Origin of the sequence: Streptomyces sp. NPDC050988 (assembly GCF_044456225.1) — a bacterium.
Classification (GTDB): Bacteria; Actinomycetota; Actinomycetes; order Streptomycetales; family Streptomycetaceae; genus Streptomyces.
In genome coordinates this window covers 1-16,966 of record NZ_JBITFQ010000032.1, presented here as the reverse complement: position 1 = coordinate 16,966, position 16,966 = coordinate 1, and the positions used below count along the sequence as shown (strand labels likewise).

Annotated in this window: 11 protein-coding genes; 6 read left to right on the top strand and 5 right to left on the bottom strand. The window is 69.5% G+C overall.

What is annotated here, in order from left to right; translation table 11 throughout:
• Window positions 1-5 precede the first annotated feature (5 nt).
• The 3 genes from glpK to ACIBEI_RS40605 form a co-directional block, all read right to left on the bottom strand.
• Window positions 6-1,568: a glycerol kinase GlpK gene (glpK, locus tag ACIBEI_RS40615; protein WP_398895768.1), complete on the bottom strand. Its 1,563-nt coding sequence runs from the start codon at window positions 1,566-1,568 to the stop codon at window positions 6-8.
• A 115-nt stretch (window positions 1,569-1,683) separates the two neighbouring features.
• The gene (locus ACIBEI_RS40610; protein WP_189840026.1) at window positions 1,684-2,472 is read right to left on the bottom strand and encodes an MIP/aquaporin family protein; all 789 of its coding nucleotides are present in this window, start codon (window positions 2,470-2,472) and stop codon (window positions 1,684-1,686) included.
• 352 nt (window positions 2,473-2,824) lie between these two features.
• Window positions 2,825-3,589, bottom strand: coding sequence for an IclR family transcriptional regulator (locus ACIBEI_RS40605; protein ID WP_055613347.1), 765 nt, complete (start codon window positions 3,587-3,589; stop codon window positions 2,825-2,827).
• A gap of 330 nt (window positions 3,590-3,919) precedes the next feature.
• Here ACIBEI_RS40605 and metH point away from each other — a divergent pair, with 330 nt between their 5' ends.
• From metH to ACIBEI_RS40585, 4 genes are all read left to right on the top strand, one after another.
• The gene (gene metH / locus ACIBEI_RS40600; RefSeq protein WP_398895767.1) at window positions 3,920-7,465 is read left to right on the top strand and encodes a methionine synthase; all 3,546 of its coding nucleotides are present in this window, start codon (window positions 3,920-3,922) and stop codon (window positions 7,463-7,465) included.
• 242 nt (window positions 7,466-7,707) lie between these two features.
• Complete coding sequence (locus ACIBEI_RS40595; protein ID WP_398895765.1) at window positions 7,708-8,409, top strand: HAD family hydrolase; 702 nt, start codon at window positions 7,708-7,710, stop codon at window positions 8,407-8,409.
• 430 nt (window positions 8,410-8,839) lie between these two features.
• A complete protein-coding gene (locus tag ACIBEI_RS40590) occupies window positions 8,840-10,444 on the top strand; it encodes an ABC transporter substrate-binding protein (RefSeq protein ID WP_398895763.1) in 1,605 nt (534 codons plus the stop codon).
• Window positions 10,445-10,540: 96 nt separating this feature from the next.
• The gene (locus tag ACIBEI_RS40585) at window positions 10,541-12,124 is read left to right on the top strand and encodes an ABC transporter substrate-binding protein (RefSeq protein ID WP_398895762.1); all 1,584 of its coding nucleotides are present in this window, start codon (window positions 10,541-10,543) and stop codon (window positions 12,122-12,124) included.
• Window positions 12,125-12,236: 112 nt separating this feature from the next.
• Here the strand turns inward: ACIBEI_RS40585 and ACIBEI_RS40580 are convergent, their stop codons facing one another.
• Window positions 12,237-12,908, bottom strand: a complete 672-nt coding sequence (locus ACIBEI_RS40580) for a response regulator transcription factor (protein ID WP_055613352.1) — start codon at window positions 12,906-12,908, stop codon at window positions 12,237-12,239.
• Window positions 12,909-12,922: 14 nt separating this feature from the next.
• Window positions 12,923-13,933, bottom strand: coding sequence for a RecB family exonuclease (locus tag ACIBEI_RS40575; RefSeq protein ID WP_398895760.1), 1,011 nt, complete (start codon window positions 13,931-13,933; stop codon window positions 12,923-12,925).
• A 184-nt stretch (window positions 13,934-14,117) separates the two neighbouring features.
• Between ACIBEI_RS40575 and ACIBEI_RS40570 the strand changes: the two genes are divergently transcribed.
• Complete coding sequence (locus ACIBEI_RS40570; RefSeq protein WP_398895758.1) at window positions 14,118-15,752, top strand: site-2 protease family protein; 1,635 nt, start codon at window positions 14,118-14,120, stop codon at window positions 15,750-15,752.
• Between the two features lie 133 nt (window positions 15,753-15,885).
• Window positions 15,886-16,788, top strand: coding sequence for a tRNA (adenine-N1)-methyltransferase (locus tag ACIBEI_RS40565; RefSeq protein ID WP_398895756.1), 903 nt, complete (start codon window positions 15,886-15,888; stop codon window positions 16,786-16,788).
• Window positions 16,789-16,966: the final 178 nt, after the last annotated feature.

Genomic DNA, 16,966 nt, shown 5'->3' with positions numbered 1-16,966 from the left:
TACTCCTAGTCAGCGTCGTCTTCGAGCCAGCCCATGGTCCGCTCGACGGCCTTGAGCCAGCTCTTGTACTCACGGTCGCGGGTCTCCGCGGCCATGTTCGGGGTCCACTCGGCGGCCCTGCGCCAGTTGGCGCGCAGGTCCTCGGTGTTGGTCCAGAAGCCGACGGCGAGACCGGCGGCGTAGGCGGCGCCGAGGCAGGTGGTCTCGGCGACCATCGGGCGCACCACGGGGGCGTCCAGGACATCGGCCAGGGTCTGCATCAGCAGGTTGTTGGAGGTCATGCCGCCGTCGACCTTGAGGGCCGTGAGCTCGACGCCGGAGTCCTTCGTCATGGCGTCGCTGATCTCACGGGTCTGCCAGGCCGTGGCCTCCAGGACGGCGCGCGCGATGTGCGCCTTGGTGACGTACCGGGTCAGACCGGCGATCACACCGCGGGCGTCGGGACGCCAGTACGGGGCGAACAGACCGGAGAAGGCCGGCACGAAGTACGCGCCGCCGTTGTCCTCGACCGACAGCGCGAGCGTCTCGATCTCGGCGGCGGACTTGATCAGGCCCATCTGGTCGCGCATCCACTGGACGAGCGAGCCGGTGACGGCGATGGAACCCTCGAGGGCGTAGACCGGCTTCTGGTCGCCGATCTGGTAGCCGACGGTGGTCAGCAGCCCGCTGTAGGAGTTGATGAGCTTGTCACCGGTGTTCATCAGCATGAACGTGCCGGTGCCGTACGTGGACTTGGCCTCGCCCTCGGAGAAACAGGTCTGGCCGAAGAGGGCCGCCTGCTGGTCGCCGAGCGCGGAGGCGACCGGGATGCCACCGAGCAGATCGCCCAGCTTGCCGCCGGTGATCTCGCCGTAGACCTCGGCGGAGGAGCGGATCTCGGGCAGCATCGCCAGCGGGACACCGATGGACTCGGCGATCTTCGGGTCCCACTGCATGGTGTGCAGGTTCATCAGCATCGTGCGGGAGGCATTGGTGACGTCGGTGACGTGATGACCGCCGTTCACACCGCCCGTCAGGTTCCAGATGACCCAGCTGTCCATGGTGCCGAAGAGGATGTCGCCGGCCTCGGCGCGCTCGCGCAGGCCCTCGACGTTGTCGAGCAGCCAGCGGGCCTTCGGACCGGCGAAGTACGAGGCGAGGGGAAGGCCCGTCTCGCGGCGGAAGCGGTCCTGGCCGACGTTGCGGCCGAGTTCCTTGCAGAGCGCGTCGGTGCGGGTGTCCTGCCAGACGAGCGCGTTGTGGACGGGCTCACCGGTGTTCTTGTCCCACAGCAGCGTCGTCTCGCGCTGGTTGGTGATGCCGATGGCCTTGATGTCGTCGCGGGTGATGCCGGCCTTCTCGATGGCCGAGGCGACGACTTCCTGGACGTTGGTCCAGATCTCGGTGGCGTTGTGCTCGACCCAGCCCGGCTTCGGGAAGATCTGCTCGTGCTCCTTCTGGTCGACGGAGACGATGCGTCCGTCGCGGTCGAAGACGATGCAGCGGCTGGAGGTGGTGCCCTGGTCGATGGCGGCGATGAACGGCCCGGTGCCGTGGGAATGCGTGGCGGCGGTGTGCGCGTCGGTCACGGTGTGCTCCTGAAAGTCCGTGGATAAGGGGCTGGCTTACGGCGTATTGCTCTTGGCTCCGAGTCGGCGTACGTCCCGTACCGGACGTACGCCGACTCCGAGCGGTCGTACGGCTCTAAGCAAAAGCGACGTTGTAGAGGCCTGCGGCGATCGCTCCGCCGATCAGCGGACCGACGACCGGGATCCAGGCATAGCTCCAGTCGGACCCGCCCTTGTTGGGCAGGGGAAGCAGGGCGTGCACGATACGCGGGCCGAGGTCACGGGCGGGGTTGATGGCGTATCCCGTCGGACCACCGAGGGAGAGGCCGATGCTGACGACCACGAGGGCGGTGATCAGCGCGCCCAGGGTGCCGAGACCCTTGCCGCTGTCGTTGAGCCCCTGCGTGAGCACCGCGAGCACCAGCACGACCGTGCCGATGATCTCCGTGGCGAGGTTCTGCCACGCGACCCTGACCTCCGGGCCGGTGGAGAAGATGCCGAGCACCGGGCCGGCCTTGGCCTCCCGGGCCTCCACGGACTTGGTGTCCTGCGCACCCGGACCGCCAACGATCTCACGGTCGGTCAGGTGCGCGTGGAACTGCCCGTAGTACGCGACCCACACCAGCGCCGCGCCGATCATGGCGCCGAGGAGCTGGCCCGACCAGTAGGTCAGGACGTTGCTCCAGGCGTCGTCCTTGATGGCGATCGCGAGGGTCACGGCCGGGTTCAGATGGGCACCGGAGAGGGGCGCCGAGGTGTACACGGCGGTCAGTACCGCGAAGCCCCACCCGAAGGTGATGGCGAGCCACCCGGCATTGCGTGCCTTGGAGGCCTTCAGCGTGACGGCGGCACAGACACCGCCGCCGAGCAGGATGAGTATGGCGGTACCGATGGTCTCGCCGATGAAGATGTCGGAGCTGGACACCCGCGACTCCTTTGTCCTTCGTCCAGGGGAAGCCGAACCCCGGGTCCCTCCGGTGGTTCGCGACCTCAGGTGAGGTCGTTGCGGCCCTTGGCGTTGCCACACTCTAACGCTTATTGCCGGTAGGTGTTCGACAATGCCGACCGATGGACGCGAGTCTCGCTCTCCCGTTACCAGCTCGTCAAGGCTTCCGTTGTCGAAAACGCGATCGTTATTCATTGCTGTGAAACATCGATCTTGGGAAGGCCGCGTACCGCGTGCGAGCTGGCACGTTCCGTGGTCGCGAGGGCATGGCAAAGGGCCGGTACGTCGACGACGTACCGGCCTTGTTTCCGTTCGAAGTGCCCCGTGAACCTCAGAACCGCCCGGCACCCAGATCCCGGGACACCGCGCGGGCGCAGTCGCGAACCGCCGCGATCAGCTCGGGGCGCAGCTCGCCGTCCTTGCAGACGCGCTCCACCGCCCCCGTGACACCCACCGCGCCGACCGGCATCCGCCGCTGGTTGTGAATGGGCGCGGCCACTGAGGCCACGCCCGTCCAGGTCTCCTCGACATCGGCCGCGTACCCGCGCGCGCGGGTGAGGTCCAGGACGGTCTCGAACGCGTCCGCCGCGCTTATGGTGCGGACCGTGAACTCCTTGCGCTCGGCCTCCAGGACCTCGCTGTGTGCCACCGGGTCGTAGGCCGACAGGACCTTGCCCAGCGCCGTGGAGTGCAGCGGCTGCATGGCCCCGACCTCAAGCACCTGCCGGCTGTCGTCGGGCCGGAACACGTGGTGCACGATCAGTACGCCCTGCTGGTGCAGGACCCCCAGGTAGACGCTCTCGCCGCTCGACCGGGCCAGGTCGTCCGTCCACACCAGGGCGCGCGCCCGCAGCTCGTGTACGTCGAGATACGTGGTGCCCAGACGCAGCAGCTCGGCGCCCAGCTGGTAGCGCCCGGACGCCGCGTCCTGCTCGACGAAGCCCTCCTGCTGCAGCGTGCGCAGAATGCCGTGGGCCGTCCCCTTGGCCAGACCGAGCGACGAGGCGATGTCCGACAGGCCGAGCCGTCGCTCGCCGCCCGCGAGCAGCCGCAGCATCGCGGCCGCCCGTTCGAGCGACTGGATGTTCCGTGCCATCGCCGTCCTGCCCTCCGTCCCCTTGGACCGTCGGTCGGCGCTTCACTGCCACCGTTCGGCAATGTCGAACACTACCGGTCGTCGTCGATGTCCCGCCAATGGGTGGGCGGGATGTGTTGCAGTGAGGTGTTGCGGCAGCAACACCCCCGGTGCCGACGGGCCGCATCCCGACCACGGGCCACATGCTCCCCACCGCGTGTCGCGTGCGTGTCGCCCGTCCGCCCCGTGGACTCCCCTGACCCGGCGCGCCGCCGCGGGCTACCCTTGCGGCGTGCGCCTTCCATGAGAAGCGCAAAGCCGACAGCCGTCGCACTTCAGGGAGCATCTTCCATGGCCTCGTCGCCTAACCCGTCCCTCTCGTCCTCCTCCGCCTACAGCAGGACCCGAACCGATGCCCTCCGCGAGGCCCTCGCCACCCGTGTGGTGGTGGCCGACGGCGCGATGGGCACGATGCTGCAGGCACAGGACCCGACGATGGAGGACTTCGAGAATCTCGAAGGCTGCAACGAGATCCTGAACCTCACCCGGCCGGACATCGTCCGTTCCGTCCACGAGGCGTACTTCGCCGTGGGCGTCGACTGCGTCGAGACCAACACCTTCGGCGCCAACCACGCGGCCCTCGCCGAGTACGACATCGCCGAGCGCGTCTTCGAGCTCTCCGAGTCGGGTGCCCGCATCGCCCGCGAGGTCGCCGACGAGTTCACCGCCTCGACCGGGCAGCAGCGCTGGGTGCTCGGTTCCATGGGCCCCGGCACCAAGCTGCCGACCCTCGGCCACGCCCCGTACACCCTGCTGCGCGACGCCTACCAGCGGAACGCCGAGGGCATGATCGCCGGCGGCGCCGACGCGCTGCTCGTCGAGACCACCCAGGACCTGCTGCAGACCAAGGCGTCGGTCATCGGGGCCCGCAAGGCGCTGGACACCCTCGGTGTCGACCTGCCGCTGATCGTCTCGGTGACCGTCGAGACCACCGGCACCATGCTGCTCGGCTCGGAGATCGGCGCCGCGCTCACCGCGCTGGAGCCGCTCGGCATCGACATGATCGGCCTGAACTGCGCCACCGGGCCCGCCGAGATGAGCGAGCACCTGCGCTATCTGGCCCGCCACTCCCGCATCCCGCTGTCCTGCATGCCGAACGCGGGCCTCCCCGTCCTCGGCAAGAACGGCGCCCACTACCCGCTGACGGCCCCCGAGCTGGCCGACGCCCAGGAGACCTTCGTACGCGAGTACGGCCTCTCCCTGATCGGCGGCTGCTGCGGCACGACCCCGGAGCACCTGCGCCAGGTCGTCGAGCGGGTACGGGACCTGTCCCCGGCCGTGCGCGACCCGCGCCCCGAGCCCGGCGCGGCCTCGCTCTACCAGACCGTGCCGTTCCGCCAGGACACCGCCTACATGGCGATCGGCGAGCGCACGAACGCCAACGGCTCGAAGAAGTTCCGCGAGGCCATGCTGGACGGCCGCTGGGACGACTGTGTGGAGATGGCCCGCGACCAGATCCGCGAGGGCGCGCACATGCTCGATCTGTGCGTCGACTACGTGGGCCGCGACGGCGTCGCCGACATGGAGGAGCTGGCCGGCCGTTTCGCCACCGCCTCCACCCTGCCGATCGTGCTCGACTCCACCGAGGTCCCCGTCATCCGCGCCGGTCTGGAGAAGCTCGGCGGCCGCGCGGTCATCAACTCCGTCAACTACGAGGACGGCGACGGCCCCGAGTCGCGCTTCGCGAAGGTCACCAGCCTGGCGCAGGAGCACGGCGCCGCGCTGATCGCGCTGACCATCGACGAGGAGGGCCAGGCCCGCACCGTCGAGCACAAGGTCGCCATCGCCGAGCGGCTGATCGAGGACCTGACGGAGAACTGGGGCATCCACGAGTCGGACATCCTCATCGACACCCTGACCTTCACGATCTGCACGGGCCAGGAGGAGTCCCGGGGCGACGGCATCGCCACGATCGGGGCGATCCGCGAGCTGAAGCGGCGTCACCCGGACGTGCAGACCACCCTCGGCCTGTCGAACATCTCCTTCGGTCTCAACCCGGCCGCGCGTGTCCTGCTCAACTCGGTCTTCCTCGACGAGTGCGTGAAGGCGGGCCTCGACTCGGCGATCGTCCACGCCTCGAAGATCCTGCCGATCGCCCGCTTCGACGACGAGCAGGTCAACACGGCGCTCGACCTGATCTACGACCGGCGACGCCCCCAGCAGGGGGACGAACCCGCCTACGACCCCCTCCAGAAGCTGATGGCACTGTTCGAGGGCGCCACCACCAAGTCCCTCAAGGCCGGCCGGGCCGAGGAACTGGCCGCGCTGCCCCTGGACGAGCGGCTCAAGCGACGCATCATCGACGGCGAGAAGAACGGTCTTGAGGCCGACCTCGACGAGGCGCTCCAGACCCGCCCGGCCCTCGACATCGTCAACGAGACGCTCCTCGACGGCATGAAGGTCGTCGGTGAACTGTTCGGTTCCGGCCAGATGCAGCTGCCGTTCGTGCTCCAGTCGGCCGAGGTCATGAAGACCGCCGTGGCCCATCTCGAACCGCACATGGAGAAGACCGACGACGAGGGCAAGGGCACCATCGTGCTGGCCACCGTCCGCGGCGACGTCCACGACATCGGCAAGAACCTCGTCGACATCATCCTGTCCAACAACGGCTACACCGTCGTCAACCTCGGTATCAAGCAGCCCGTCTCCGCGATCCTGGAGGCCGCCGAGGAGCACCGCGCCGACGTCATCGGCATGTCCGGCCTGCTCGTCAAGTCCACGGTGATCATGAAGGAGAACCTGGAGGAGCTCAACCAGCGCAAGCTGGCCGCCGACTACCCCGTGATCCTCGGCGGCGCGGCCCTCACCAGGGCGTACGTCGAGCAGGACCTGCACGAGATCTACGAGGGCGAAGTCCGCTACGCCCGCGACGCGTTCGAGGGCCTGCGCCTGATGGACGCGCTGATCGCGGTCAAGCGCGGCGTGCCCGGCGCGAGCCTGCCCGAGCTGAAGCAGCGCCGGGTCAGGGCCACCGCCCAGACGGTCGTCGAGGAGCGCCCCGAGGAGGGCTCGGTCCGCTCCGACGTCTCCATCGACAACCCCGTCCCCGAGCCGCCGTTCTGGGGCACCCGTGTCATCAAGGGCATCCAGCTCAAGGAGTACGCCTCCTGGCTCGACGAGGGCGCGCTGTTCAAGGGCCAGTGGGGCCTCAAGCAGGCGCGTACGGGCGACGGGCCGACGTACGAGGAGCTGGTGGAGACCGAGGGCCGGCCCCGGCTGCGCGGCCTCCTTGACCAGCTGCAGACCGGGAACCTGCTGGAGGCTGCCGTCGTCTACGGCTACTTCCCGTGCGTGTCCAAGGACGACGACCTGATCCTCCTGGACGAGCAGGGCAACGAGCGCACCCGCTTCACCTTCCCGCGCCAGCGCCGCGGCCGCCGGCTGTGCCTCGCCGACTTCTTCCGGCCTGAGGAGTCCGGCGAGACGGACGTCGTCGGGCTCCAGGTCGTCACCGTCGGCTCCCGGATCGGCGAGGAGACGGCCAAGCTCTTCGAGGCGAACGCCTACCGCGACTACCTCGAACTGCACGGCCTGTCCGTGCAGTTGGCTGAAGCCCTCGCCGAGTACTGGCACGCGCGCGTGCGTTCCGAACTCGGCTTCGCGGGGGAGGACCCGGCCGACGTCGAGGACATGTTCGCGCTCAAGTACCGAGGCGCCCGCTTCTCCCTCGGCTACGGCGCCTGCCCGGACCTGGAGGACCGCGCCAAGATCGCCGAGCTCCTGGAGCCCGAGCGGATCGGCGTCCACCTCTCCGAGGAGTTCCAGCTCCACCCGGAACAGTCCACGGACGCGATCGTGATCCACCACCCGGAGGCGAAGTACTTCAACGCCAGGTGAGGGCGGGTTCCCCGCGCCCCTTCAGGGGCGCGGGGCTGTGACATTTTGCGGCTCCGCCGCGTGGGCGCGAGCAACCACAACGCACCCGCACCCGGCAAAAGACCCCCAGCCCGCCGCAGGGGCACCGCACCCACCTTTTCCAGGAGGCACTTCTCTCGACGGCGACGTACACTGGTCGGTCCAGTGCAGGCCGGTTCCCCGGGAGGGAACCGGCCTTCTCGTCCCTACACGGAGGTGCGCCTATGACCAGTACGGTCCCCGCACTAGGTACCCAAACGGCCGAGGGCTCCGCCCTCCAGGCCGTACTCCTGGACATGGACGGCACCCTGGTGGACACCGAGGGCTTCTGGTGGGACGCCGAGGTCGAGGTCTTCGCCGGCCTCGGCCACACCCTCGACGACTCCTGGCGCCACGTGGTGGTCGGCGGCCCCATGACCCGCAGCGCGGGCTTCCTCATCGAGGCCACCGGAGCGGACGTCACCCTCGCCGAGCTCACCGTGCTGCTGAACGACGGGTTCGAGGACCGGATCGGCCGCGCTCTGCCGCTGATGCCGGGCGCCGCGAGGCTCCTCGCCGAGCTGTCCGCGCACAGGATCCCCACGGCCCTGGTCTCCGCCTCGCACCGGCGCATCATCGACCGCGTCGTGACCTCGCTCGGCCCCCAGAACTTCGCCCTGACGATCGCGGGCGACGAGGTCGAGCGCACCAAGCCGTTCCCCGACCCGTATCTGCTGGCGGCCGCCGGCCTGGGCGCGGATCCGGCCAGATGCGCGGTCATCGAGGACACGGCGACGGGCGTCGCCGCGGCCGAGGCCGCGGGCTGCCACGTCGTCGCCGTTCCGTCCGTGGCACCCATCGCTCCGGCGGTCCGGCGCACCGTTGTTCCGTCCCTCGAACAGGTCGACCTGTCTTTTCTACGAGGTCTGATGACGGAAAAGCGCTAATCCTTCACCCAGGGTGAATGATTGAATGCCGGAAAAACTACGTGGTCACGACACCGGAGTAATTCGATCCTCTTCCGCGTGTCCCGGGTGGCCGAATTCGAGTGCTTCCTCACGTAGTTGAGGATGTGACGTTCGACACGCCGAGGGCCGTCGACAAGCTGCCCCGGCTGTGTCTTGGAAGCCCTTTCGGTGCGGTTCGGCGCGTCCTTGTGTCCTGATTCATGGAACGCTGCACCAATCCTTCCGCTGTCGGGTTTTCGGTGCGTCCACAGCCGGTTTCGCAGCGTGATGGGAGCTCAACTCCAGTACCTGCGAACGGTCCTGCTGGTGCGGACTAATCTCATCGAGACATCGCCGTAACCCCCGTGACCCCACCGCCACACCCCGGCCTGCCGGGTTAGCGGGACGACAGCTCTGGAGAACTTCGAGCATGAACCGTAAGACTTTGGTGCTGCCGGCCGTGATCGGTCTGCTCGCCCCGGTCCTCGCCGCGTGCGGCGGTTCCGACAGCGGGGACAACGGCGGCGACGCCATCGTCGTCGGCACCACCGACCGGTTCACCGCCTCGAAGGAGGCCCCGGCGCCGCTCGACCCGGCCTACGCGTACGACGTCGGCACCTGGAACATCCTGCGCCAGACCGTCCAGACGCTGATGGTCATGCCCAACGGCGGCGGCGACCCGGCTCCGGAGGCCGCCGAGGAGTGCGGCTTCACCGACTCGGGCAACGAGCGGTACGCCTGCACCCTGCGCAAGGACCTCAAGTTCTCCAACGGTGACGCGATCACCGCCGAGGACGTGAAGTTCTCCATCGACCGCGCCATGCAGCTCAAGGCGGACAGCGGTGTCTTCGCCCTGCTGTCCACCGTCGACACGGTCGAGACCAAGGGCGACCGAGAGGTGATCTTCCACCTCAACAGCGCGGACGCCACCTTCCCGTTCAAGCTGTCCACGCCGGTCGCGGGCATCGTCAACCCGGACGACTACGAGAAGAACAAGCTGCGGGAGGGCTTCGACGTCAGCGGCTCCGGCCCGTACACGCTCAAGGCCGAGGTCAAGGACGACGAGATCGTCAAGGCCGTCTTCACCAAGAACCCCAACTACCAGGGGACTTCGGAGCTGAAGAACGACAAGGTCGAGCTGCGCTCCTTCGAGAGCACCGGCGCCATGGGCACCGCGCTCGACAAGGGCGACATCGACATGATGACCCGCACCATGTCGCCCGCGCAGATCAAGAAGCTCCAGAACGACAAGGGCACCGACGTCGACCTGATCGAGCAGCCCGGTCTGGAGATCCGCTACCTCGGCTTCAACACCAACGACCCGTCGGTGAAGACGAAGGCGGTCCGGCAGGCGATGGCCCAGGTCATCAACCGCGGCGAGCTCACCTCGCAGGTGTACGGCTCCGGCGCCGACCCGCTGTACTCCATGGTCCCGGCGACCGTCACCGGTCACGCCAACTCGTTCTTCAACAAGTACGGCGACCCGAGCATCCCCAAGGCCAAGGACCTGCTGGCCTCGGCGAACATCACCACGCCGGTGAAGCTGACGCTGCACTACACGGACGACCACTACGGACCGGCCACCAAGGAGGAGTTCGAGCTGCTGCAGAAGCAGCTGAACGACAGCGGCCTGTTCAAGGTGAGCATCAAGGGCGAGAACTGGTCGACGTTCCGCCCGAACGAGCAGAAGGGCGACTACGAGGTCTACGGCATGGGCTGGTTCCCGGACTTCCCTGACGCCGACAACTACCTCGCGCCGTTCCTCGACAAGGACAACACCATCGGCTCGCCGTACGCGAACCCGGAGATCCGCTCCAAGCTGATCCCCGAGTCCCGCCGCGAGGCCGACCGCCTCACCGCCTCGAAGAGCATCGAGGAGATCCAGAGCATCGTCGCCGACGACGTCCCGGTTCTGCCGCTGTGGCAGGGCAAGCAGTACATCGCCACCCGGGACGACATCACCGGCGCCGAGTACGCGCTCAACTCCTCCGCGACGCTTCAGCTGTGGGAGCTCGGCCGCGGGGTCGGCAGCTGAGCCGCAGGCGACGACGCCCGACCGGACCGGGCGGCCGAGCCGGAAGCGACGGCGACCGACCGGACCCAAGAGAGACCAACGACAAGGCACACGCTCGTGAACATGCGCACCAAGTGGCCGGTCCTGCCCGTCGTCGCGGGACTGTCCGCAGGCCTGCTGACGGGATGCGGCTCGGAGTCGGGGGGCTCCGGGGGCAGTGGCTCGGACATCGTCATGGGGATGACGGACGACGTCCTGGCCACGGATCCCGCCTCCGGCTACGACCCCGGCTCCTGGCTCCTCTTCAACAACGTCTTCCAGTCCCTGCTCAGCTTTCCCAAGGGCGGCACCGAGCCGGTGCCGGAGGCAGCCAGGGAGTGCGGGTTCACGGACACGCAGGCCAAGGTCTACCGGTGCACCCTGCGCGACGGGCTGAAGTTCAGCAACGGTGACGATCTCACCTCGCAGGACGTCAAGTTCTCCTTCGACCGCATGATGAAGATCGACGACGACGCCGGGCCCGCGATCATGTTCCCCATGCTGGACAAGGTGGAGGCGCCGAACGCCAAGACGGTCGTCTTCCGGCTCAAGGTCTCCGACGCCACCTTCCCGAGCAAGATCGCCTCCGGTGCCGGTTCGATCGTCAACCGCCGGGAGTACTCGGCGGACGGGCTGCGCGAGGACGGCGAGGCCGTCGGCTCGGGCCCGTACAAGCTGGAGTCGTTCAGCAAGGACGAGGCCGTCTTCACGGTCAACGAGAACTACGAGGGCAACGCCGAGACGCAGAACAACGGCGTGACCCTCAAGCTGTTCCACGGCGACCAGGCCGGCCTGAAGAAGGCCGTCCTCGACGGCAAGGTCGACGTCGCCTACCGAGGCCTCGCCGCCAAGGACATCGCGGAGATCGAGACGGACACCACCGGCAGCCAGGAGATCGACGTCGTCGAGGGCTCCAGCGCCGAGGTGCAGCACCTGGTCTTCAACATGAACGACCCGGTCGTGGGCAAGGCGGGCGTCCGCAAGGCCATCGCCCAGCTGCTCGACCGCGACGCCCTCATCAAAGAGGTCTACGAGAACACGGCGACCCCGCTGTACTCGATCATCCCGGCCGGTATCACGGGCCACAACACGGCCTTCTTCGACACCTACGGCGCCCGCCCCTCGCGCGCCAAGGCCGAGGCCGCGCTGCTCGAGGACGGCATCACCGACAAGGTGAAGCTGACCCTCTGGTCGACGCCGACCCGCTACGGCCCCTCCACCGACCAGGAGTTCAGGGCGATCGCGGGGCAGCTCAACGCGAGCGGCCTGTTCGACGCGACCGTGAAGTCCGTCGCGTACGACAAGTACGAGAAGGACATCGAGGCGGGCAAGTACGGCGTGTACGTGAAGGGCTGGGTGCCGGACTACCCGGATCCGGACAACTTCACGGCCCCGTTCTTCGGCGACGGCAACGTGCTGGGCAACAACTACACGAACAGCACGGTCACCGGGCGGCTCATCCCCGAGACGGCCGCCCAGAGCGACCGCGCCTCGACCGAGCCGCAGTACGGCGAGCTCCAGGACATCGTCGCCGACCAGATCCCGGTCATCCCGGTCTGGCAGGCCAAGCAGTACGCGGTCGTCCGCGACAGCGTGTACGGCCTGGAGAACTGCCTCGACGCGTCGACGGTGTTCCGCTTCTGGGAGATCAGCAAGGACTGAGCCCGTCCGCGCACCATCCCCGCGCATACGCGGAACGGCCGCCCCCCTCATCCGAGTTGTTCGAGGGGGCGGCCGTTCTCCTGTCAGAGGTCCGTGGTGGGGACGGGGGCGCTCACTGTGCGCCGGGGCGCACTAGACCGCTCTCGTACGCGTACACCGCGGCCTGCACGCGGTCGCGCAGCCCCAGCTTGGTGAGGACGTGACCCACGTGCGTCTTGACCGTCGTCTCGCTGACGAACAGATCGGCGGCGATCTCCGCGTTCGACAGGCCGCGGGCCACCAGCTTCAGCACCTCGACCTCGCGCTCGGTGAGCGTGTGCAGGGTGTCCGGCACCGGCTCGTCGCCCGAGGGCAGATGGCTCGCGTACTTGTCGAGGAGCCGACGGGTGATGCTGGGCGCGAGCATGGCCTCACCGGAGGCCACCACCCTGATCGCCTGCACCAGTTCGTTGGCGGGGGCGTCCTTCAGGAGGAAGCCGCTGGCGCCGGCGCGCAGTGCCTCCACCACGTACTCGTCGAGGTCGAAGGTCGTCAGGACCAGCACCTTCGCCGGACCGTCCCGGCCGGGGCCGGTGATCTGACGGGTCGCCTCGACCCCGTCCATCCGCGGCATACGGATGTCCATCAGAACCACATCGGGCTGCAGGGCCCTTACCTGATCCAGTGCCTGGAGACCGTCACCGGCCTCGCCGACGACCGCGATGTCCTGCTCGGCCTCCAGGATCATCCGGAAGCCGGTGCGCAGCAGCGGCTGGTCGTCGACCAATAGGACGCGGATGGCCACGTAAGTCTCCTTCGTTAGTCCGGCCCCATTCTGCCCTGCTCGGCACCGCCGGACTCGGGCGCCCTCACAGGCAGCGGATACGGCGGGGGAGTGCCGCCGAACTCCGGACACACGGACTGGTGGTCGCACCAGCCGCACAGCTTCGTGGGGCGCGGCCGCCAGTCACCGGTCTCGGTGGCCAGCCGGATCGCCTCCCACAGCGAGTGCAGCTTCCGCTCTACGCGCTCCAGGTCGGCGGGGACCGGGTCGTACGTCAGCACGTCGCCGCTGCCCAGATAGACGAGCTGGAGGCGGCGCGGCACGACCTGCTTCAGCCGCCAGACCACGAGGGCGTAGAACTTCATCTGGAACAGGGCGCCTTCCGCGTACTCCGGGCGCGGGGCCTTGCCCGTCTTGTAGTCGACGATCCGCACGTCGCCGGACGGGGCCACGTCGACGCGGTCGATGATGCCGCGCAGCTTCAGGCCCGAGTCGAGCCGGGCCTCCACGAACAGCTCGCGCTCGGCCGGTTCGAGACGGGTCGGGTCCTCCAGGGTGAACCAGCGCTCCACCAGCCGCTCCGCCTCCGTCAGCCAGCGGGCCAGCCGCTCGCCCGCCGCCTTCTCGTCGGCGTCCGCGAACAACTCGGCGAGCTCCGGCTTCGCCTCACGCAGCCGGTCCCACTGACCGGGGATCAGCGACTTGGCGCGCGGCGCGGTCCGCTCGGTGGCCGGCGCGTCGAACAGCCGCTCCAGCACCGCGTGCACCAGCGTGCCCCGGGTGGCCGCCTCGCTCGGCTTCTCCGGCAGCTTGTCGATCACCCGGAAGCGGTACAGCAACGGGCACTGCATGAAGTCACCGGCCCGCGAGGGCGACAACGAGGCCGGCGGCACGGCGACGGTGACGCGAGCGGGCTCGGCGGCCACGACCGGGTCGGCCGCGGGGGCGGACGGGGCTTGGGCCGGGACGTCCGCGGGCTCGGCCGAGGTGCCCGTCGGCTCGGGTCGCGGGCCCGCCTGAGTCGTGCCGTCGGCGCTGGTTTCCATGACGACAGACCTTACGGCCCGCCACTGACAGCGCGACACACGGTGACCTGCGCGCGCACGCCACGGCGCGGGGATCAGAGGGGGTGCCGGGGCCGAACGCGGCACGACGGCCGCATACCATCGACCACAGGACCTCTCGCCGTGCATGATCGCGAGCGGGAGACGCGTCGAACGAGGGGACATCGTGGACGAGAGCGGCGGGAGCGGGCAGCCGCGATCCGGCACGGACGAGGCGGACGAGCGCCGTGCGGGTCGGCCGCGCCCCGGCGATCCGGCCACCTCGACGGCCCGGCCGCACTCCGACGAGGAGCCGCACGACACCGACGCCCAGTCGACACCCGAGCCGGAGACGGACACGGCAGCGGCAGCGGGACACCCGGACCCGAGCCCGGGAGCCCCTGAGGACCCGGAGGGCCCTGAGGGCCCGGCGGACGACCAGGCCGCTGGAGCTGCTGGATCCGGAGCAGCCGGAGCAGCCGGAGAAGAGCGGGCGGACGCGCCGCCTGCCGACCTGCGGAAGGCGCCCACCTCACCGTCCGCGCCCGACCCGCGCTCCGACGACCACACGCCCGCGCACCCGCACGACGTCCACCGCTCAGAGGCGCACACCCCGCCCGCCAAGCCCAAGTCCGGGCGGAAGCGGGGCTCGTCCTCCCGGCGCGGCAAGGAACCGGGTGGCGGCCTGCTCATGGGACGCCCCTTCGGTGTCCCCGTGTACGTGGCGCCCAGCTGGTTCCTCGTCGCGGCGCTCATCACCTGGGTCTTCGGCGGCCAGCTCGACCGCGTCCTGCCCGAACTCGGCATGACCCGCTACCTCGTCTCGCTCTTCTTCGCGGTCGCCTTCTACGCCTCCGTACTCGTCCACGAGCTGGCCCACACGGTCGCCGCCCTGCGCTTCGGACTGCCGGTGCGCCGCATCCAGCTGCAGTTCTTCGGCGGTGTCTCGGAGATCGAGAAGGAGTCCGAGACGCCCGGCCGCGAGTTCGTCCTCGCCTTCGTCGGCCCCCTGCTCTCGCTGATCCTCGGCGGCCTCTTCTACCTCGCCCTCCAGGCCGTCGAGCCGGGCACCGTCCCGGGCGTCCTGCTGGCCGGCCTGATGATCTCGAACCTGATCGTCGCCGCGTTCAACCTGCTCCCCGGTCTGCCCCTCGACGGCGGCCGGATGCTCCGGGCCGTCGTCTGGAAGATCACCGGCAAGCCGATGAGCGGCACGATCGCCGCCGCCTGGGTCGGCCGCGCCCTCGCGATCTCCGTACTCGTCGGACTGCCCCTGCTCACCCAGTCCGGGGCGCTCGGGACCGACGCCGCGGACATCGGCGGCATGGACACCGTCATGGACGCCCTGCTCGCCGCGATCCTGGCCGCGATCATCTGGACCGGCGCCGGGAACAGCCTGCGCATGGCCCGCCTGCGCGAACACCTGCCCGAGCTGAGGGCCCGCGCCCTCACCCGCCGCGCGGTTCCCGTGGAGACCGACACCCCGCTCTCGGAGGCGCTGCGCCGGGCCAACGACGCGGGCGCCCGCGCCCTGGTGGTCGTCGACCCCGACGGCGAACCCCTCTCCCTGGTCCGCGAGGCCGCCATCGTCGGCGTACCGGAACACCGCCGCCCCTGGGTCGCCGTCAGCGGCCTCGCCCAGGACCTGACGGACGGCATGCGGGTCTCCGCCGAACTGGCCGGAGAGGACCTCCTCGACGCCCTGCGCGCGGCCCCCGCGACCGAGTACCTGGTGGTGGAGGACTCCGGCGAGATCTACGGAGTCCTGTCGGCGGCGGACGTGGAGAAGGCGTTCGTGAAGGCAATGGCCCGCCCCAGCTGAAGCCCCGTTAGGGGCGCGGGGCTGTGACATGTGCGGCTCCGCCGCGTGGGCGCGCCCAGCCACGACGCACCCGCAGACTCCGCACGCACCCCGAGCGGTCAGAGCGCTCCGCAGGGACCGGTAGGCTGTTCACATGTCCGAACCGACCGGTGCCGCCCGCCGACGTGGGCCCTTCAAGGTCGGGGACCAGGTTCAGCTGACCGACCCCAAGGGCCGCCACTACACGTTCACGCTCGAAGCGGGGAAGAACTTCCACACCCACAAGGGTTCCTTCCCGCACGACGAGCTGATCGGCTCTCCCGAGGGCAGCGTTGTCCGCACCACGGGGAACGTGGCCTATCTGGCACTGCGCCCCCTGCTCCCCGACTACGTCCTGTCCATGCCCCGCGGCGCCGCCGTGGTCTACCCCAAGGACGCGGGGCAGATCCTGGCCTTCGCCGACATCTTCCCCGGCGCACGCGTCGTGGAAGCGGGCGTGGGCTCCGGCTCGCTCAGCAGTTTCCTGCTGCGGGCCATCGGCGACCAGGGCATGCTGCACTCGTACGAGCGCCGCGAGGACTTCGCCGAGATCGCCCAGCAGAACGTGGAGCGCTACTTCGGCGGTCCGCACCCCGCCTGGCAGCTCACCGTCGGCGACCTCCAGGACAACCTCAGCGACACCGAGGTCGACCGCGTGATCCTCGACATGCTGGCCCCGTGGGAGTGCCTGGAGGCCGTCTCCAAGGCGCTCGTCCCCGGCGGCATCGTCTGCTGCTACGTGGCGACCACCACCCAGCTCGCCCGGACCGTCGAGTCCATCCGCGAGATCGGCTGCTTCAACGAGCCGAGCGCCTGGGAGTCGATGATCCGCAACTGGCACATCGAGGGCCTGGCCGTCCGCCCCGACCACCGGATGATCGGCCACACCGGCTTCCTGCTCACCGCCCGCCGCCTCGCGGACGGCGTCGAGCCGCCCATGCGTCGCCGCCGTCCCGCCAAGGGCGCGTACGGCGAGGACTACTCCGGTCCGAACGCCGACGGGGGCACCGGCCGCTGACCGACGGAGGCCCGGCCGCCGTGGCGGCCCTGTGCCGCGTACAACGCTCAAGCGTCGTGGGGGGGGGGGGGGGGGGCCCCCCCCCCCCGGGGCCCCGCCCGCTTGCGGTGTGGCGGCGCCCGCCGCACCGCGCCCCCCCCCGGCGGGGCCGCGGTGGGGTGGGGGGCGGGGCGGGGCG

What these genes read in the sequence shown, in the direction of transcription:
- ACIBEI_RS40605 (WP_055613347.1), bottom strand. Translation starts at nt 3,589, where the DNA reads ATGGCACGGAACATCCAGTCGCTCGAACGGGCGGCCGCGATGCTGCGG.
- metH (WP_398895767.1), top strand. Translation starts at nt 3,920, where the DNA reads ATGGCCTCGTCGCCTAACCCGTCCCTCTCGTCCTCCTCCGCCTACAGC.
- ACIBEI_RS40595 (WP_398895765.1), top strand. Translation starts at nt 7,708, where the DNA reads ATGACCAGTACGGTCCCCGCACTAGGTACCCAAACGGCCGAGGGCTCC.
- ACIBEI_RS40590 (WP_398895763.1), top strand. Translation starts at nt 8,840, where the DNA reads ATGAACCGTAAGACTTTGGTGCTGCCGGCCGTGATCGGTCTGCTCGCC.
- ACIBEI_RS40575 (WP_398895760.1), bottom strand. Translation starts at nt 13,933, where the DNA reads ATGGAAACCAGCGCCGACGGCACGACTCAGGCGGGCCCGCGACCCGAG.
- ACIBEI_RS40565 (WP_398895756.1), top strand. Translation starts at nt 15,886, where the DNA reads ATGTCCGAACCGACCGGTGCCGCCCGCCGACGTGGGCCCTTCAAGGTC.